Genomic DNA, 16,982 nt, shown 5'->3' on the forward strand with positions numbered 1-16,982 from the left:
ATCAACAGAGACATTACAGGGCTTCTTTGGTTGACATATCGGCCCGGGCTCCGGGAACCGGAGTATAGGCCTGTGCCAGGGCCTTCCCCAGGGCTTTAAAGAGGGCTTCAATCATATGGTGCGAATTGTCGCCGTAATGACAGATCAGATGAACGTTCAGTCTGCCGTTATGAGCTAATGCGTAGAAGAACTCCCGGAACAGACTCATGTCGAAGCTGCCGCTGTAGGGCTGGGGAAAATCCGCCTTGTAGACCAGAAAGGGTCTGTTTGCCGCATCGATCACCGCTTCGCTCAATGCATCGTCCATGGGGATGCGGCGCTCACCGTAGCGCTGTACAGCCTGCTCACCCAGAAGACGCTGAAAGGCATCTCCCAGAACAATGCCCACATCCTCCACCAAATGGTGGGGGTCCACTTCAACATCGCCGGCTGCCTGAATCTTCAGTCCGAACCCGCCGTGCCAGGCCATTGCGGTAAGCATGTGGGAGAAGAAGGGCAGGGGGGTGTCAATTTCCGGCCGGAATTTGCTGTCCAGATCCAGACTCAGCCTTATTCGGGTCTCGGCGGTGTTCCGTTCTATATCTACTTTTCGTGATTCACTCATCTCCCGCAGCCTCCAGAATTTCAAGGAAATGTTCAATTTCCCGGTAATGATACTTGTAATAGGCGGGATTTGCCACAAGATGCACCCGAATGCTGCTCAATTCCTGGAGCACTTCCAGATTATTGGCTTTCAGGGTTCCTCCGGTCTCAACCAGGTCCACAATATAGGGGGTAAGGCCCAGCACCGGAGCGAGTTCCACCGAGCCGTTGAGTTTCACCATCTCCACGGGAATATTCTGATTATGGAAGTAATCCCGGGTGAACCGGGTAAACTTGGTGGCTACTTTCAGCCCCTGTTCACTCACATCGATGGATGCGCCTTTGGGGCCGGCCAGACACATGCGGGTACTTCCAAAGGGCAGCTCCTTCAGCCGGTGAAGCGGCACTCCTGCCTCATACAGCACATCTTCCCCGCACACACCAAGTCCGGCGATTCCGTGATGCACATATGTGGGCAGATCGGCGTTCTTCACCAGGAAGATTTCAAGGCGTTTATCCTTATCCCGGGCCACAAGTTTCCGCTTTTCAAAGTGATATTCAATTCCCGCTTTCGCGAAATGTTCCCGTACCTGTTCTTCCAGCCTGCCTTTGGGCAGGGCCAGGGTAAGAGGGGTATCTACAGACATACGCTGCCTCCATTTTTCCGCATTTCCCGGGCCTTCTCGTATCGGCTGCGGAAGTTCATTTCAGGTTCTTCCCGTGACAGGCGCCGGGGCTCTGAAGGGTTCCCCTGGGGATTCATCCCTCCAAGGGCGCTGAGCATAATGCTGAAACCCACGGCCCCGCTGCTCATTCCCATCTCTTCAATCAGGTCATCATAGCGCCCCCCCGAGGCGATCCCGTAGGGGATTCCACTGGCGTACACCTGAAACACCATTCCCGAGTAATAATGACGCTGGCCGATCTCCGACAGATCAACCCGGAACTGCATCCGGGGAAAGTATTCGGATACCGTGGAACACAGTTCTCCCAGATAGCTGATATCACCGCTGATTCCCGGGGCCAGCTGTGCGATCCGGGGATCCTCGGCAAGACTCATCAGCTCCTTGAGTCGGTCCTTTTCCGCTTCGCTGCCCGTTTCCCCTGAATTGCCCGGGGGGCTGTGAATGTCGCTGATCATGGAAAACAGCCGGCCGATGGTGCGGGCGGTTTCGGCATCGAAAATATCGGAAGTCAGAGGCTCCACGGCCTTCCAGTCCCGTTCCAGTATGGCCGCTTCAATTTCCCGCAGAAGGGATCGCGATTCGATCTCCTTGAATATCTGGTTGAATATCCGTCTGCTGCCGATGTGTACCGCCGGACGTTCAAGTCCCAGGGCATTCAGCTGTTCGCTGAGCATGAGAAGGATTTCAAGATCCGAGTCCATGATTTCACCGCCGATCAGTTCGGCGCCGCTCTGGTAATGTTCGTTCCGGGATATATCGATGCTGTCCTCATGACGGAGAATGCTGTCGCTGTAGGCCAGACGGACGGGGAATTCCGCACCCTTCAGCAGACTCTGAAAATGCTTCAGCAGAAAGATGGTGATATCCGAGCGGAGCATCAGAACTTCCCCGTCGCGTCCGATAAGACGGTAGAGCCTGCTCTGCTCCGCTGCAGTAAGCATATGGCTGTGGGCGTCAAAAAAGTCCACCATGGGGGTCTGGACAATGGTGTATCCCCATTGGGAGTACAATCTGTTGGTCACATCAATGGCCTGTTGGTGTCGTGCCGCTTCTTCCAGAAAGAGCCCGGCTGATCCGGGGGGAAGCTGCAGCATTGCCTTGGTATTCACGGTACCTCCTGTTGGGCCTGGGGCCGCATCACCCGGAAATAATAGACCCGGGAACGGCCGAATTTTTTTTCTTTTTCAAATACGAGCGATTTCTGCCCGTCTGTGTCCTGGAATTCCGAGCGGATCCGATCCTCTGCAGGAAAATGCATCAGCACACGAGTTTCCGGACCGACCAGGGCTGAATTGATCAGTTTTTTCAGCAGGTCGTTTTTATGCTTGTAGGGGAAGGGGGGATCCAGAAATATAATATCAAACCGTTCCTGCCGGGTCATGATGAACCGTTCCACCGCCCCCAGGGTGAAGCTGCAATGATCCCCGGCAATGCCAAGGTTTTCCTTCAGCATATCCTTTTTCCGGCGGTCCCGCTCCACCGAATGTACCCGGGACGCTCCCCTGCTAGCAGCCTCAAGGGCGATGATTCCCGATCCGCTGAACAGATCCAGGAACGTAAGCCCGTTGAGAGGCCCCAGGGATGAAAACACCGCTTCCCTCATCCGGTCCATCGCAGGCCGGATGGTGCCCGGAGGACAATGGATTCTGCGTCCGGCAAACTCTCCTCCGGTTATTCTCATGAAAAACTCCTTGCCGCCGCCTCTATGAGGTCGCGGTCGCCGTACAGCGAAGCGTATTCCAGGTCAAGATACCCGGATTGCTCCACTCCCGCAATATTTCCCGGTCCGCGGATCTGCAGATCCTCCTCTGCTATGACGAATCCGTCGGTATGTTCCTTCATGATCCGCAGCCGCTTCTTTCCATCCGTTGTGAGCCGATGATCATACACCAGATAACAGTAAGATTGAAGGGCTCCTCTTCCCACCCTTCCCCGAAGCTGATGGAGGGCCGCAAGACCGAATCGCTCTGCATGCTCGATCACCATAGCGGTTGCTTCCGGCACATCCAGCCCCACCTCCACCACGCTTGTGGCCACAAGGATCCGGTGCACCCCCTCCTGGAAGGATTCCATCTCCTTTTGGCGGGTGAGCATATCCTGGCGGCCGTGAACCAGCCCCACAGAAACACCCGGGAAGCGGCGTTTCAGCTGCTCATACATCTCTTCAGCGGATTTCAGGCCCTGCTCATGTTCATTGCCGTCGGACTCGATGCGCGGGTACACGAAGTATGCCCGTTCGCCCCGGGCCAGAAGCTCTCCGACGGCGCGGTACACTTTCTCTTCCTTGCCCATTACCGCAAGGTGGGTGTGAATCGGTTTTCTTCCTCCGGGCATGCTCCGGATGGTCCACAGCCTCATATTGTTGAAAAGGGTCATGGTGAGGGTCCGGGGGATGGGAGTTGCGCTGAGCATGAGCACGTGAGGGTTCTCGGCCTTTCTGCTCAGTTCCCCCCGCTGGGCAACGCCGAAACGGTGCTGCTCATCGATAATCACCAGCTTCAGAGACTGAAACGACACGTTCCGGGAGAAGAGGCTGTGGGTGCCGATCACCAGCCCGGCACCGCCTTCTTCCATTTCCCGGCGGCAGGTTTCTTTTTCTTCCTCCGGCATATCGGCAATGTAGAGGCGGGGACTCAGGTAAGAGTCCTCCAGCCCGGCACGGGCGAACAGCCTGCGTGTGGATTGCAGATGCTGCCGGGCAAGAATTTCCGTGGGTACCATAAAGGCCGCCTGTCCCCCCGCCTCCATAATATCCAGCGCCGCCAGCAGGGCCACCAGGGTTTTACCGCTTCCCACATCACCCTGAAGAAGGTGGGTCTCCGGGGAGCGGAGGAACGCATCCGCCAGCCCTGCATACACCGACAGCTGGTCGGCTGTCAGGGAAAAGGGCAGGGAACTCATGAGTTTTTGGCTGCAGCCGCCGCCGGGGCGCGTGCCGGGTCCCGGGTGTCCGGGGCTGCGGCCGGTGTCTGGGTGTCCGGGGCGCGTGCCGAGAACCGGACCGGGGCGCAGGCCGGTGTCTGGGTGTCCGGAGCGGGGGCCGGTGTCTGGGCGTCCGGGGCCGCGGGCCCGGACGGGCCTTGAAGTACCGGGCCCGGGCCCGGGCTCGGGTGCGGTGCCGCCGCCCTCCCCGGATCCGGGCGCAGCGCTTTTGTTGCGCTGGAAGTACAGGGCTTTCAGCTCGGCATATGCCAGGCGGCGTCTGCCCCTGGAGGGCTGGTTAACGGTTTCCGGCCGGTGAAGGTATTCCAGGGCGGTGGGAAGGTCAGGAAGTTCCAGGGTTTTCAGTTCGCCGGGAAAATCTCCGGAACCGGCAAAACGGGGCTGGTCTGCAATCAGGCTGCGGCAGCGGTTCAGGGCTGCGTCATGGAGCTTGTTGAGAACCATGGCCGGTATGCCGGGAACGGCGGAATATCTGGGTTGAATCCGGAAAAAATCCGCCTGATTTTTACCCGAAACCAGTTCAAAGGAGGAGCTCTGAATTTCACCGTGGCGGAGGTTGAAGCTGCCGCTGAGAAGCCACTCGCTTCCGGGAACGGCCTGTCGGCCCAGAAACGGACGGCCGAAACAGAGCAGGGCTCCCCGGGCGCTGCCGTCATCCACCCAGATTTTCGGAACCTTTTTTCCCCGGGCATAGAAATAATCCAGATGAAGCACGGTAATCCTGGTGTGCACCATCCCTTTGCCGGATGAGCCGTAGAGGGAGTTCAGGGGTTTTGCCGTTCTGCGGTCGGTGTAGCCTGTGGGAAGACGGAAAATGAGATCCAGCTGGTCGTGAATGTTCCGCTTTTCCAGAGCCTCCAGACGCTTTTTCCCCACCCCCGGAAGTTCTTCCAGGGAGGGGACTGCCGGAGCATTCAGCATCCCGCCGGCTGCTGTGAGAATTTCCAGGGACATGTATTAAAAGGGAATGCGTTGAATCAGTCCGATAATCGGTCCCGCCGCCACTCTGAGAAGAATGCTCACCACAAAACAAAGGGCAAGAAACAGACCCAGGGCGGTCCCCCAGGGAAGAGATCTGCCGGGAAGGAGTTTCGCGAATATCCGGGAGATCAGAGGCTGGAGAAAACTGTCCAAACGGTACCACAGGGTATCCACACTGCTTGCATGGATAAACAGCCCCACCACCCTGATCAGGGCGATGATGGCAAACAGAGTGATAATGGAACTGACTCCGTAAAATACGGTTTGCACCAGTACCGCCAGGGTTACAGACACGGCGATAAGCCCGCTGGCGTATGTCTTAAACAGATTGGAGACGAATATCAAAAAAAAGATTCCCAGAAGGGGGCTGAAATCGATGAAACCCACCCGGAGAAATCCTGCGCCCCGGAACAGATTCAGATAGGGATCGGTTACCCGTCTGAGCAGATCCACTCCCGGCATCTGCAGATCTCCTGCAAACCAGGAAAGGATGATCCGCAGGGAGATTATCAGCAAATAAAAATCTATGAGGTAGCTTGCAAATTCAAACACGCGATAGGGATTCATGGTCCGCTCCTTCTTCAGTTTCCGGATGTGCTTCCGGCAGGGCCTGTCCCGTTCCGGAGGCTTCATGCAGGTCTTCTATGGTGGTTTCAAGATACTCTTTCCAGACCCGCTCAACAAGGGGGTGTGTTTCGAGTGCCGCTGCACCGGGGCTGCTGATTTGAAGGTGACTGGTGGCCCGAATGATCCGTTCGCCGTCCCCTGCGGGAACATGAATGAGCACGGGACAGTTGCCGGGGCTGTCGTTTATCAGTTCCCTCAAGGAAAGCAGGTCATTCTCTTGTTCGGGTACGGTTTTCAATTTTATATGAATGCTTCCGTTATCCTTCCTGTCCATATCAGCGGGAAGACGGATCTCTTTCACCACCATTTGAGGTTTGTCACGGCTGAGATCCACCTCGCCCATCATCCCCAGCACTGCATCGGGCTGCACCATTTCGCTGAACGATGCAAATGTTTCAGGGAAGAGGACGAAATCAATTTCACCCCGATAGTCCTCCAGGGTGCCGAAACTCATCCTGTTTCCACGTTTGGTCATCACCGCCCGGTACTGGGTTATCAGCCCCACCACCGCGTATATCTCCCCCGCCCGGGCACGGGTCAGCTGGGCGAGATCCAGGGTGCTGGACTGCACCCATTCATTTTTGTAACTGTCCATGGGATGGCCGCTGAAATAATACCCGATCAGCTCCCGCTCCCAGCCCAGACGGTCCGCCAGGTCATACTCCATGCTGTCATCAAGCACCAGCTCAGGATACGCTTCGGCGGGGGAATCATCGAACAGACCGGTCTGTCCGAAGCGCTTTCCGTCCTTCTTGCTCACGGCAATTTCCAGAAGCTCTTCTATCTTTTCAAGAATTCCCTTCCTGGAGGGGAACACCCGGTCGAAAACCCCGCACTGAACCATGGTTTCGATTACCCGCCGGTTCACCGTCTTCAAATCCACCCGTTCCAGGAAATTATCCATGGAGGTGAAGGAACCGTTCTCTTCCCGTTCTCTGAGGATTTCATCCACTGCGGAGGATCCCACCCCTTTGATACCCATGAGACCGAATACGATATTTCCGTCCACTACGGTGAAATACTTGTCCGAGTCATTTACATCGGGAGGAAGAATATCAATTCCCATAATCCGGGCCTCGCCCAGGTAATCGGCGAATTTGTCCGGGTGGTCAATCTCATTGGTAAGGTTGGCGGCCATGAACTGGGCGGGGTAATTTGCCTTAAGATATGCGGTCTTATACGCCAGCACAGAGTAGGCTGCGGCATGGCTTTTGTTGAAACCGTAGCCGGCAAAGGGCTTGAGCAGCTCGAAGATGCCGTCGGCTGTCTGCTCGTCAATTCCCTTCTCTTTTGCACCCTCCATGTACTCAACCCGCATCCGGGCCATATCCTTCTCTTTCTTCTTCCCCATTGCCCGGCGGAGAATATCCGCTTTACCCAGGCTGAATCCCCCGATAATCCGTACCGTCTCCATTACCTGTTCCTGGTAGACAATAACTCCGTAGGTTTCTTTCAGCACTGCTTCCAGGTTTTCATGGGGATAGATAATGGCGGTTCGGCCCCACTTGGACTCGATGAACTGGGGAATATTATCCATGGGACCGGGCCGGTAGAGGGCGTTCAGGGCGATAAGGTCCTCTATGCAGTTGGGTTTGGCTTCCTTGAGAATGTTCTGCATCCCTTCGGATTCAAACTGGAACACCGCGGAACTCAGTCCTTCCCCCAGCAGTTTGTAGGTGGCCTCATCATCCTCGGGAATAGTTGCGGTATCCACTTCCACCCCGGTCTGTGCGATCAGTTTTTCGGTGTTCCGGATCAGGGTGAGGGTTTTCAGCCCCAGAAAGTCCATCTTTACCAGCCCGTTGTCCTCCAGCTGATCCATTGTGTACTGGGTGGAGATGGCTCCGGTTTTGGGGTCCCGAAACAGGGGAACGTACTCGGTGAGTTCGTCTTTTCCGATGACGATACCCGCCGCATGGGTGGACGCATGGCGGTTCAGTTTCTGAAGCCGCTTGGAAACATCGATCAGTTCCCGGTAGCCGCCGCCGGAGTCGTAGAGCTCCTGGAGCTTGGGTTCCTCTTCCAGGGCCTTTTCTATGGTGATTTTGGGCCCGTCGGGGATCAGTTTGGCGATCCGGTCCGCTTCATCGTAGGAGAAGTCCAGCACCCGGGCCACATCCCGGATCACCGCCTTGGGTTTGAGGGTTCCGAAGGTGATGATCTGCCCCACTTTCTCGGTGCCGTATTTCCTGGTGACGTAGTCGATCACCTCCTGACGCCGTTCAAAGCAGAAGTCGATATCGAAGTCGGGCATGCTCACACGCTCGGGATTGAGAAACCGCTCGAACAGCAGACCGTACTTCAAGGGGTCTATGTCGGTAATCTCGAGACAGTAGGCGATAATGCTTCCTGCACCCGAACCCCGCCCGGGCCCCACGGGAATGTCATGATCCTTGGCGTAGCGGATGAAGTCCCACACAATGAGAAAATAGCCGGTGAATCCCATGCTGATGATAATATCCAGCTCGTAATCCAGCCGCTTGCGCATCTCATCGGTAATCTCTTCATAGCGGTTTTTCAGCCCCTCATTGGAGAGATGTCTGAGATAATTATCCGGTCCTTCAAATTCCTGGGGAATATCGTAATCCGGCAGGAGGGGACCGGGTAGCTCCATCTGGATGTCGATCATCTCATTGATCTTCATGGTATTTGTCAGAGCCTGGGGATGTTCTCCGAATATCCGCCACATCTCTTCCGGGGATTTCAGGTAAAACTGGTCGGAGCTGAACTTGAAGCGTCCCGGCTCATTGATTTTCCGCTTGTTCCCGATGCACAGCATCACGTCGTGGGCGTGTGCGTCCTCCGGTTCCAGATAATAGCTGTCGTTGGTGGCCACCAGCGGCAGGTTCATGTCCCGGGAAAACTCAATGAGGCTGCGGTTCACCGTCTGCTGATCGGCGATACCGTGGTCTGTGAGCTCCAGATAAAAATGATCCTTCCCGAAAAGGTCTGCGTACCATGCGGCGGCTTCCCGGGCCTCATCCACCCGGTTACGGGAAATGAGCTGGGGAATTTCCCCCCCCAGGCCTCCGGAAAGGGCGATGAGATCTTCATGATGAGCTTCCAGCAGCTCCTTGTCGATCCGGGGTTTATAGTAGAAACCTTCGGTGTAGCCCATGGAGGAGAGCTTGATCAGGTTCCGGTATCCTCTGTCATTTTTGGCCAGAAGAACAATTCGCTGGTAGTGCTTGGAGTTTTCACTTGCGGATTTGCTGTGACGGCTGTCCGAAGCCATGAAGAAATCACAGCCGATAATGGGATTGATCCCGGGTTCATTTCTGCATTCCTGATAAAAGCGGTATGCCCCGAACAGGTTGCCGTCGTCGGTGAGCGCAATTCCGGGCATATTCATATTCCTGGCCCTGGTCACCAGACCGCTCACCGTGGATGTGGCCCGCAGCAGACTGAAATCCGAGTGATTGTGCAGATGAACAAAATCCTTCATGAACCCTCCGGGTACAGGTATATCAGGATTTATTCAAACTGTGAATAAACCAGGCGGAAAGATTCCGCAGCCTGGTGTGCATTAATTCATCGTCCAGATATTCGGGAACATGGTCGCTCCATTTATTGTTGAAACTCTTAATGTAGCTGCGGACATCCCTGTCCTGAAGAGGCAGCCGTTTGCCGGTGAGCAGAGAATCGGCGTTCCTGTTGCGCATCTGGGGCAGTTCGCTGAACACATAGGACACCCGGATCTCCTCAAGCATGCCCCGGTGCACCGATGCCAGCCCGCAGAAGCCGTACTCCATACCGTTTTCCCGGGAATCGTATTTACGGAAAATCTGGTGGCTCCACACATTAATGGGAAGCCGTACCCGGGTGAGTATTTCCGAATTGATATTCACCTGATTTTCACTGTTGCGCAGCTTGGCAATGCTCACCCATCTGCTGCCGTTGGGACCCCGCAGTTCTGCACTCCCGTCGGATAGACTGAAATAATAAAACGCCGACAGATACCTGGGGTTCACCAGAATATTCCCCCCCACAGTTCCAAGGCTGCGGATTCCCGGCTGGGGGATGGCCAGGATGGTGTCCCGGAGACCTTTGGGAACAATGGCATCGTCCAGGCGGATCAGCCGCTCCAGGGTCACCATGCTACCCAGCTCCAGAAGCCGGTCGCTGCGGTAAATTCTCCGAAGCTCTTCTATATTGTGAAGGCTGAGAATATCCTGCTGAATCCGGGCCTTTCCAGCAGCGGCAGTCTGTACATGGGTTCCCCCGGCGAATATCCTGCATCCCGGCCGCCGTTTAATAATGGACAGGGCATCGTTGAGACTCCGGGGGCTGAATACCTTCTGATTAGCGGCGATTCGCATTCATCGCCCTCCGTTTCCGCCGTAAACTGTCGGCGATCTGTACTGCTTTTACAAAACTGCCCTGGGAGGTACAGCCGCACCAGTTTTCTCCCACGTAATGGAGAATGGTTTTCTCATCGGGCTGACTTTCATCTCTCCGGAGGATGGACTCAGTGAGAATGATTTTCGTGGGGGCGCAGTACTTGCACGGATAGAATCCCGCCCGGAGAAATGCGGTTTCAATATGAGTGAACTCCTCCCGTTCAATGAGTCCGCTGAGGGTCTCAACATGACGTCCGGGCAGGTTGAATGCCGGGAGGAGGCAGGAAGGGGTGGGGTGGTCGTCAACAAGGACCGTGCACGCGCCGCAATGACCCCGTTCGCAGCCCCGGCGAATATATTTCTGCTGAAAGTGATCGCTGAGAATATCCAGAAGAGATGTCTGGGGCGGAATATCCAGATATTTTTCTTCATCGTTGAGATAAAATTCAATCGTCATCTTCCGCCTCCTCGCTCTCCCTGATGTAGTTGAAGATCACCTGACTGTCGCTGGGAATGCTGTCGAAGTATCCCCCGGTGGCCTGGGTGAGGGCCGAAAGATAGGCCGAGGGGATCAGAGCAAACGGCAGATCCCGAAAACCGTTCTGCTTGGTTCGGTCGCTTCTGGCACCCTTTCCGGGAATAAAATCTATGGTAATCTCAGGAATTTTCCGGTGTTCCAGTCCCCTGGTAAACTCGGCGCTGGGAAGCTGGAGCACCCCGTTTTTGAATTCTCTGGGATACCCCCGTATCCAGTTGAGACACTGCATGATTCCCCCCTCCAGAGCCGAGCGGGCCTGACTCACATTGAACAGGGATGGGGCATCCACCACCATCCAGATCCGCTGAATTTCGGGAATAAAGCTTACCGGATCAAGCTCAACTTCCACCGCAGCCGCACCGTAGGAACGGTACAGGAACGGATCTCCTTCCAGTTTTTCCTGATCCCATCCGGGAAGACGGGGGAAGCGGAGGGACGTTTCGATGCTGATGGGCAGGGGACTGTGGAAGCGCTGCTTCTGGATCTTTTTACAGGCCTGACGGAAGGTATCGGTGACCACGGTGAGTGAACGGGACAGGCATACCGGACCTGAATCGGGAATTTCCCGTGAATCGCTGGTGTGAAGCATCACCTTTTCACTCTCCACCCCCAGTTCCTCTTTGATGATATTTCTGATGTACACTTTGGCGGCGGAGGTTCCCGGTGCGGTATTCACATAGCCCTGGACGCTTCCGTCGGTTTCCAGGCTCACCCGTACCCTGGGCCTGATCTGCTGTTCCATTGTGCGGCTGAATCCGCTGGGCTGGAATCCGTAGGACATCCCCATCCCCCGGTATTTCTTGCCGCTGGTTTTCCGGGCAATGCTGTCCCGGGATGACCGCCTCTTGCGCAGCAGCTCGAAAGATGAGTGTTTCCGGGTGAAATCCGACACCGCGGCCAGCCGTTCCAGAATGCCCTGGCTGTCCAGGTCCTCTTTCAGCGTCCACTGGGGCGGGGCGGTATCGCCGCCTTTCAGCAGACGTTCCCTCCGCCATTCCAGGGGATCCCTGCCTTCAAGCTCCGCAATTCTGTTGGCCTGAATCTCGGCGGGAATCTGTATGAGAGTTGCGTGAAAGCCGTGAAAAATACTCATGGGAGGCAGATTGCTCCGGTACAGATGAATGCGGACCCTCCAGCTTGGCGCCTTATACAGCCCCGGAGCGGCGGCCAGAATCTGGTTGATCATTTCCGTTGAAAACAGAGCAAAAGCCCCGGTGTTCACATCGACAATCACGTCATTCACCAGGATTTCCCTCTCCGGGGAAAATCCCACGTGCTGCTTCACATGAATGGGAGGCTGCCGGGTTCCGAATAACTGACGTTCCTCTTCGGAAAGTATCAGTTTGATATTTTTCCCGGTGAGCTCCGCAGCAACCCCGGTGTAGAGGGCGATGAGGCTTCCGTCCACCAGTAGATGATCATGGAACACTCCGGGATTGGTGGGGACAATTTCAATCCGGGGCTTCTTCCGTTTCAAAATCGAGGAAAGGCTGTCCGCAATGAGATGAGGCCAGATGGTCGGACCGATGAGGCGCAGCAGGTCGTCCTGCCCCCATTCGGCGAAACAGCCCATCACCTCCCTGCTGGTATCGCTCTGGGTGCCGATGTGGTAACTGCTCTCCACGCTTTCCACGCTCTGCTCCCACATGAGGCCTGGACTCCCGATGCTTTTTTCTGTCTGGCGGTAAATCTGCTGGGGATCGCTGAGGGTTTCCGGCAGCGGATCATACTCCTCGTACTGGATCTGGATGAGGCGCTCGCAGGAGTTCAGCAGATCCTCACTTTCCGCCACCAGCAGGGCAATCGGCTGGCCGAAGTAGTGCACCTGATTGCCCGAGAGAACCGGCAGCTCTTCACCGAAAAGACGAAAGCTGGTCTCTCCGGGAATATCCTTCTGCTGGATCAGATACGCCCCCAGGGAAATAAACTCCGGATCCACCAGTATTGAAACAATGCTGCCCCTGAGAATGGTCGAACGGATAATTCTGCAATACCAGCCGTCCTTCAAAGGATAATCCTGAAGGAACATGCTGTTGCCCGAGAGAATATCCCGGACGCTGCGCTTATTCTTCATATGCCTCTGTAAAAAGTATCTCCGATTTTCAGAGCTTCTTCAATTATTCTCTCTGTTTCTTCCCCGCTGAGGGAGGGAAAAATGGGCAGACTGATGCTTGACTGGTACGATTCCAGGGCGTTGGGGAAGTCCCCGGGCTTCAGTCCCAGGGATTTCCCGTAGTAGCTCATCAGGTGGAGGGGAATAAAATGGACGCTGCTCCCGATTCCCTTCTCGGCCAGTCTGGCAATAAACTCATCCCTGCCGATGCTCAGTTTGTCCAGCCGCAGCCGGAGGCTGTAGATATGCCATGAGTGGGTGAACTCTCCGCCGCCGGCTTGGCCGGTTTCCATCAGGCTGTCATCACCCAGCTCAAGGAGGTCTTCCGCTCCGGGGGGCAGGCTGCACCAGTCCCGGCCTGCAAAGGCCCGGGCGTAGCGTGCTGCAATCCGCCGGCGCTTCAGCAGGAACTCATCCGCCCGCTTCAGCTGCACCCGCCCGATGGCCGCCAGAATATCCGGCAGATTGTACTTGAACCCCGGGAGCACCACATCGTACTCCCAGCCCCTTCCGGGTGTGGTGTAGCGGGACCACACCTCCCGGCTGATCCCGTGGAGACGCAGGCGCTTTACCCGTTCAAGCAGCGCTTCATCCCTGCTGATCAGCATCCCCCCCTCGCCGGTGGTTATGGTCTTGTTTGCGTAGAAGGAGTACACGCCGAAGCGGCCTCTGCTGCCCTGTATCCCGCCCGGTATCCCGGGCTGTATGCCGGGCCGGGGTCCACCCTGCATCGCCGGTTGTGTTTCGTTCCTTCTGCTGCCGCCGGGCTGCCGGGCCGGGAAGCTGTGGGCCGCATCCTCCACCAGTTCGATTCCTGCATTCCTGCAGATATCCTCTATATCGTCACCCCGGTGTTCATAGCCCGCAAAGTGCACGCTCATCAGCCCCCGGACCTTCCGGGAGCGCCACCGGGATGCCAGCAGGGCCTCGGCCCGGTCGGGATCCAGATGATACCCTCCCGGAGCACAGTCCACAAAGCGGGGTTTCAGCCGGTTGTACAGCACAGCATTGGCGCTGGCGGCAAAGGTGTAGGGGGACAGAAGAATTTCACTGCCTTCGGGAAGTTCCAGGGCCGCCAGTCCCAGATGCAGCCCGGCGGTTGCCGAAGAAAGTGCCACAGAAGAAAGCGCTGCCGAAGAAACTGCCACGGAAGAAGATGCCACAGAAGAAACCGGGGCCGGCCTGGACTCAGCCCTTTCAGGATCAGACCCCGCCGATTCAACATCCGCACCTGCCGGTGTCATCCCCGCCCCCGCCGATTCAACATCCGAGATGAACCGGGTGAACTCCTTTTCAAACTCCAGGGCCTGGGTGCCGGTGGTAAGCCAGCCGCTTCTCAGTACCTTGAGTACCGCCTCCTCTTCCTCTTTTCCCAGCAACGGTCTGGAGTAGGGGATCTGAGCTTCAGAATTCCGGTTCATCGGGGTACTCCTTCAGACTGGGCAGATATTTTCGCATGATGCTTCGCAAAAGGCGGCGGTTGCGGTATTGTTCGGGAAATTCCCTGCTGCGGTAGCACAGGGGCTGCAGTTCGGTCATGAGGGCCTCGACATCCACCCGGTTCTCCCTGGCGCTGACCCGCTGAATGCCGGGGAATTCCGTCAGCTCGCTGGTTTCCCCGTCGTCATGGAGACGCTCCTCCAGTTTTTCCCCGGGACGGGCGCCGATGAACTCGAAGGTGATATCCTTGTCCGGTTCAAAGCCGTAAAAACGGATCATCTGTTCTGCAAGATCCCGGATCATCACAGGTTCTCCCATCTCCAGGGTGTACAGGGTGCCGCCGGTGCCCACACCTCCGGCTTTCAGAACCAGACTGGCGGCTTCGGGAATGGTCATGAAAAAGCGGCGCATCTCCGGATGGGTGATGGTTACCGGCCCTCCGGTGAGAATCTGTTTCTTGAAAAGGGGTACAATGCTTCCCCGGGAACCCAGTACATTTCCGAACCGGACCACCATAATGTCGTTGTTCCGGCTTTCCTCCCCCCTGCTGAGCACCAGTTCCTCCGCCAGCCGCTTGCTGGCTCCGTAGATGCTGGTGGGCTCAACAACTTTGTCGGTGGAGATCAGTACCAGCCGGGCCCCGGACTGGCTCTTCAATGCATTCAGAAGATGTGCCGTGCCGAACAGATTATTCTTCACCGCCATCACCGGATTATGCTCCATCATGGGAACATGCTTGTAGGCGGCGGCGTGAAACACCACATCGGGCTTGAGCCGGGGAATAATAAAGTCCATATAGTCGGGGTCCTGCAGTTCGCCGATCACCGGCACGATGGTGGCTTTTTCCCCCACACCCTCCTGCTGAAGGAGGCGCAGTTCCCTGTCTATTTCATAAATGCTGTTCTCCCCGTGCCCGAAGAGGTAGAGCCGGCTGGCCCCTCCGTGGAGAAGCTGCCGTGACAGTTCGCTGCCGATGCTTCCCCCGGCGCCGGTTATCAGCACCCGCTTTCCTCTGAGGTAGCTGATACTTTCTTTCAGGCCGATCTGCACCGGCTTGCGCAGAAGAAGGTCCTGGGGATCAATCTCCCGGGTTTGAACCAGGTGTGCCGTTCCCTCGATGATCTGCTCCATGTCCGGAAGAATCTTGATGGTGCTGAACTGCTGACGTTTCAGCTGGAGAAATATCTCCCGAATTCTGTCCCTGCTCACCGAAGGCATGGCAATGATCGCCATATCGTCACCTCTGGGTTCAAGCATGGGGATAATATCATTTACCGGACCAAACACGGGGATGGCATCGATATGGCTTCCGATTATCTCATTATTATCATCCAGATATGAGGCGACGTTTCCGAAAATCCCTTTCCGCTCAATCTCCCGTGCCAGGGTCTGACCGGCAAACCCTGCGCCGATGATGTATATCCGCCCCTTCGGATTTTCATGATGTGAACTGCTCACCTCGCTGCTCCCTTGTTTCCTGTATCGGATGCTTTCCGCATCGGACATATCAGCCTCTCACCGCTCATTCATAGCGATTGTCCTGAACGGGCTTTATTCCTGAACATCGGCAGAATTCTGCTTTTTCATGTCATGAAATGAGAAATCCACTTCAAAGGTCCGGTCATACATATCCAGCCGCACCCGGGCCCGTCCTTTTCTCCGGTCCACCTTCACAATGGAACCTTCAAGTCCCTCCAGGGGTCCCTGAATCACCTGTATCCGGTTGTTTGTATCAAACTGAACGGCGGAGGAACCGAGAACTTCCCCGTTCCGCAGCAGTCTGGAAAGAAGTTCCCGTTCCCCTCTGTTCAGGGGGAGGGGGTGGAGGCTGTCCGGCAGAATACGCAGTGCAGAATCGATGGTTCTGATGCTCTCCAGATAATTCTTTTCCAGATGTTCGGTTTCCAGGAAGATATATCCCGGAAAAAGGATATACTCTTTTGTGAAGTGCCGGCCCTGTTTGCGGATTTTCATGTGCCGGCGGGGAATGTGTACATGTTCTGCCAGCTCGGGATGTGCCAGTACAAGCCTCTTCCGCAGCTGATCTTCATTGCCGGAGAGACACTGGAGAACGTAAATTTCCATCGTTTTTTGAACCTATCACTAAAAATCCCTTTCAGCAACTGGAGATGTCAACTCCCGCTACAGTCCCCGCCTCTTCTGCCGACATTGAGAGAGGAGGATTCTCATGAAAATTCAAAAATTCCCTCTTGGTCTCGTAATATTGCTTTTGCTCATTCCCGGTTTCGGGCTTCATGCGGGAACCGTGATGATCAGTTATGACCTGGTTCTAAACGTGCACAGTGAACTCATTTCATCCCGCTATATCAGGGAAACCAGTGTGGATGTTGAATCGGGGATTATGGACGATCTGTTCGATAAGGGACATATTGTATTTAACGCCCCGGGGGAAATTTATGAGGACGGTTCACAGCTTCCCGGCGAGGCTGAAACCCAAAGCCTTCTGGCCAGGCGCAGCAGAATAGCCCGGGAAGGGGGAGCGGATACGCTTATTTACCTGCGTCTGTTTTTTGACGGACAGAATGAAAGCAGTATCCAGCTCACATCCCTTGAATACGAAATTATCCGTGTGCGGGATGCCCTTGCCACGCTTGCAGATTCCAGCATTGAATATGAGGTTGAACCGCCTCTGCAGATAAACGGATACGAGGCTTCAAGAATATTTCTTAACCGCATCGCTTCGGCGAGCTTATTTTAAGCTGAGGGGAAAT

At 55.8% G+C, this 16,982-nt stretch carries 14 protein-coding genes; 1 reads left to right on the forward strand and 13 read right to left on the reverse strand.

Annotation, left to right across the window (positions count from 1 at the left end):
- Nucleotides 1–13: 13 nt before the first annotated feature.
- Genes hisB through loaP form a run of 13 tightly spaced genes read right to left on the reverse strand, consistent with a single transcriptional unit; the run spans nt 14 to nt 16,335 of the window.
- Nucleotides 14–604 carry an imidazoleglycerol-phosphate dehydratase HisB gene (gene hisB / locus L21SP2_RS04885; RefSeq protein WP_024267386.1) on the reverse strand — a complete coding sequence of 197 codons (591 nt, stop codon included), beginning with the start codon at nt 602–604 and terminating at the stop codon, nt 14–16.
- Nucleotides 597–1,229 (reverse strand): ATP phosphoribosyltransferase, encoded by a 633-nt coding sequence (gene hisG, locus L21SP2_RS04890; RefSeq protein ID WP_024267387.1) that lies wholly within the window; start codon nt 1,227–1,229, stop codon nt 597–599. Before hisG ends, hisB begins: the two co-directional genes overlap by 8 nt.
- Nucleotides 1,220–2,377: an ATP phosphoribosyltransferase regulatory subunit gene (locus tag L21SP2_RS04895; protein WP_024267388.1), complete on the reverse strand. Its 1,158-nt coding sequence runs from the start codon at nt 2,375–2,377 to the stop codon at nt 1,220–1,222. Before L21SP2_RS04895 ends, hisG begins: the two co-directional genes overlap by 10 nt.
- Nucleotides 2,374–2,949 (reverse strand): RsmD family RNA methyltransferase, encoded by a 576-nt coding sequence (locus L21SP2_RS04900; RefSeq protein ID WP_024267389.1) that lies wholly within the window; start codon nt 2,947–2,949, stop codon nt 2,374–2,376. Before L21SP2_RS04900 ends, L21SP2_RS04895 begins: the two co-directional genes overlap by 4 nt.
- Nucleotides 2,946–5,165 (reverse strand): ATP-dependent DNA helicase RecG, encoded by a 2,220-nt coding sequence (locus tag L21SP2_RS04905; RefSeq protein ID WP_024267390.1) that lies wholly within the window; start codon nt 5,163–5,165, stop codon nt 2,946–2,948. The genes L21SP2_RS04900 and L21SP2_RS04905 overlap by 4 nt, the downstream gene beginning before the upstream one ends.
- 3 nt (nt 5,166–5,168) lie before the next feature.
- Nucleotides 5,169–5,759 carry a YggT family protein gene (locus L21SP2_RS04910; protein ID WP_024267391.1) on the reverse strand — a complete coding sequence of 197 codons (591 nt, stop codon included), beginning with the start codon at nt 5,757–5,759 and terminating at the stop codon, nt 5,169–5,171.
- Complete coding sequence (gene dnaE, locus L21SP2_RS04915; protein WP_024267392.1) at nt 5,737–9,264, reverse strand: DNA polymerase III subunit alpha; 3,528 nt, start codon at nt 9,262–9,264, stop codon at nt 5,737–5,739. The genes L21SP2_RS04910 and dnaE overlap by 23 nt, the downstream gene beginning before the upstream one ends.
- 22 nt (nt 9,265–9,286) lie before the next feature.
- A complete protein-coding gene (locus L21SP2_RS04920) occupies nt 9,287–10,138 on the reverse strand; it encodes an FAD binding domain-containing protein (RefSeq protein WP_024267393.1) in 852 nt (283 codons plus the stop codon).
- Nucleotides 10,122–10,616, reverse strand: a complete 495-nt coding sequence (locus L21SP2_RS04925; RefSeq protein ID WP_024267394.1) for a (2Fe-2S)-binding protein — start codon at nt 10,614–10,616, stop codon at nt 10,122–10,124. The genes L21SP2_RS04920 and L21SP2_RS04925 overlap by 17 nt, the downstream gene beginning before the upstream one ends.
- A complete protein-coding gene (locus tag L21SP2_RS04930) occupies nt 10,606–12,771 on the reverse strand; it encodes a xanthine dehydrogenase family protein molybdopterin-binding subunit (RefSeq protein ID WP_024267395.1) in 2,166 nt (721 codons plus the stop codon). The genes L21SP2_RS04925 and L21SP2_RS04930 overlap by 11 nt, the downstream gene beginning before the upstream one ends.
- Complete coding sequence (locus L21SP2_RS04935; RefSeq protein WP_024267396.1) at nt 12,768–14,231, reverse strand: DegT/DnrJ/EryC1/StrS family aminotransferase; 1,464 nt, start codon at nt 14,229–14,231, stop codon at nt 12,768–12,770. The genes L21SP2_RS04930 and L21SP2_RS04935 overlap by 4 nt, the downstream gene beginning before the upstream one ends.
- Nucleotides 14,215–15,756 carry a polysaccharide biosynthesis protein gene (locus tag L21SP2_RS04940; RefSeq protein ID WP_024267397.1) on the reverse strand — a complete coding sequence of 514 codons (1,542 nt, stop codon included), beginning with the start codon at nt 15,754–15,756 and terminating at the stop codon, nt 14,215–14,217. Before L21SP2_RS04940 ends, L21SP2_RS04935 begins: the two co-directional genes overlap by 17 nt.
- A 45-nt stretch (nt 15,757–15,801) precedes the next feature.
- The gene (gene loaP, locus L21SP2_RS04945) at nt 15,802–16,335 is read right to left on the reverse strand and encodes an antiterminator LoaP (protein ID WP_024267398.1); all 534 of its coding nucleotides are present in this window, start codon (nt 16,333–16,335) and stop codon (nt 15,802–15,804) included.
- Nucleotides 16,336–16,438: 103 nt separating this feature from the next.
- Between loaP and L21SP2_RS04950 the strand changes: the two genes are divergently transcribed.
- Complete coding sequence (locus L21SP2_RS04950; RefSeq protein ID WP_024267399.1) at nt 16,439–16,969, forward strand: hypothetical protein; 531 nt, start codon at nt 16,439–16,441, stop codon at nt 16,967–16,969.
- The last annotated feature ends 13 nt before the right edge of the window (nt 16,970–16,982 follow it).

Origin of the sequence: Salinispira pacifica (assembly GCF_000507245.1) — a bacterium.
Taxonomy (GTDB): Bacteria; Spirochaetota; Spirochaetia; order DSM-27196; family Salinispiraceae; genus Salinispira; species Salinispira pacifica.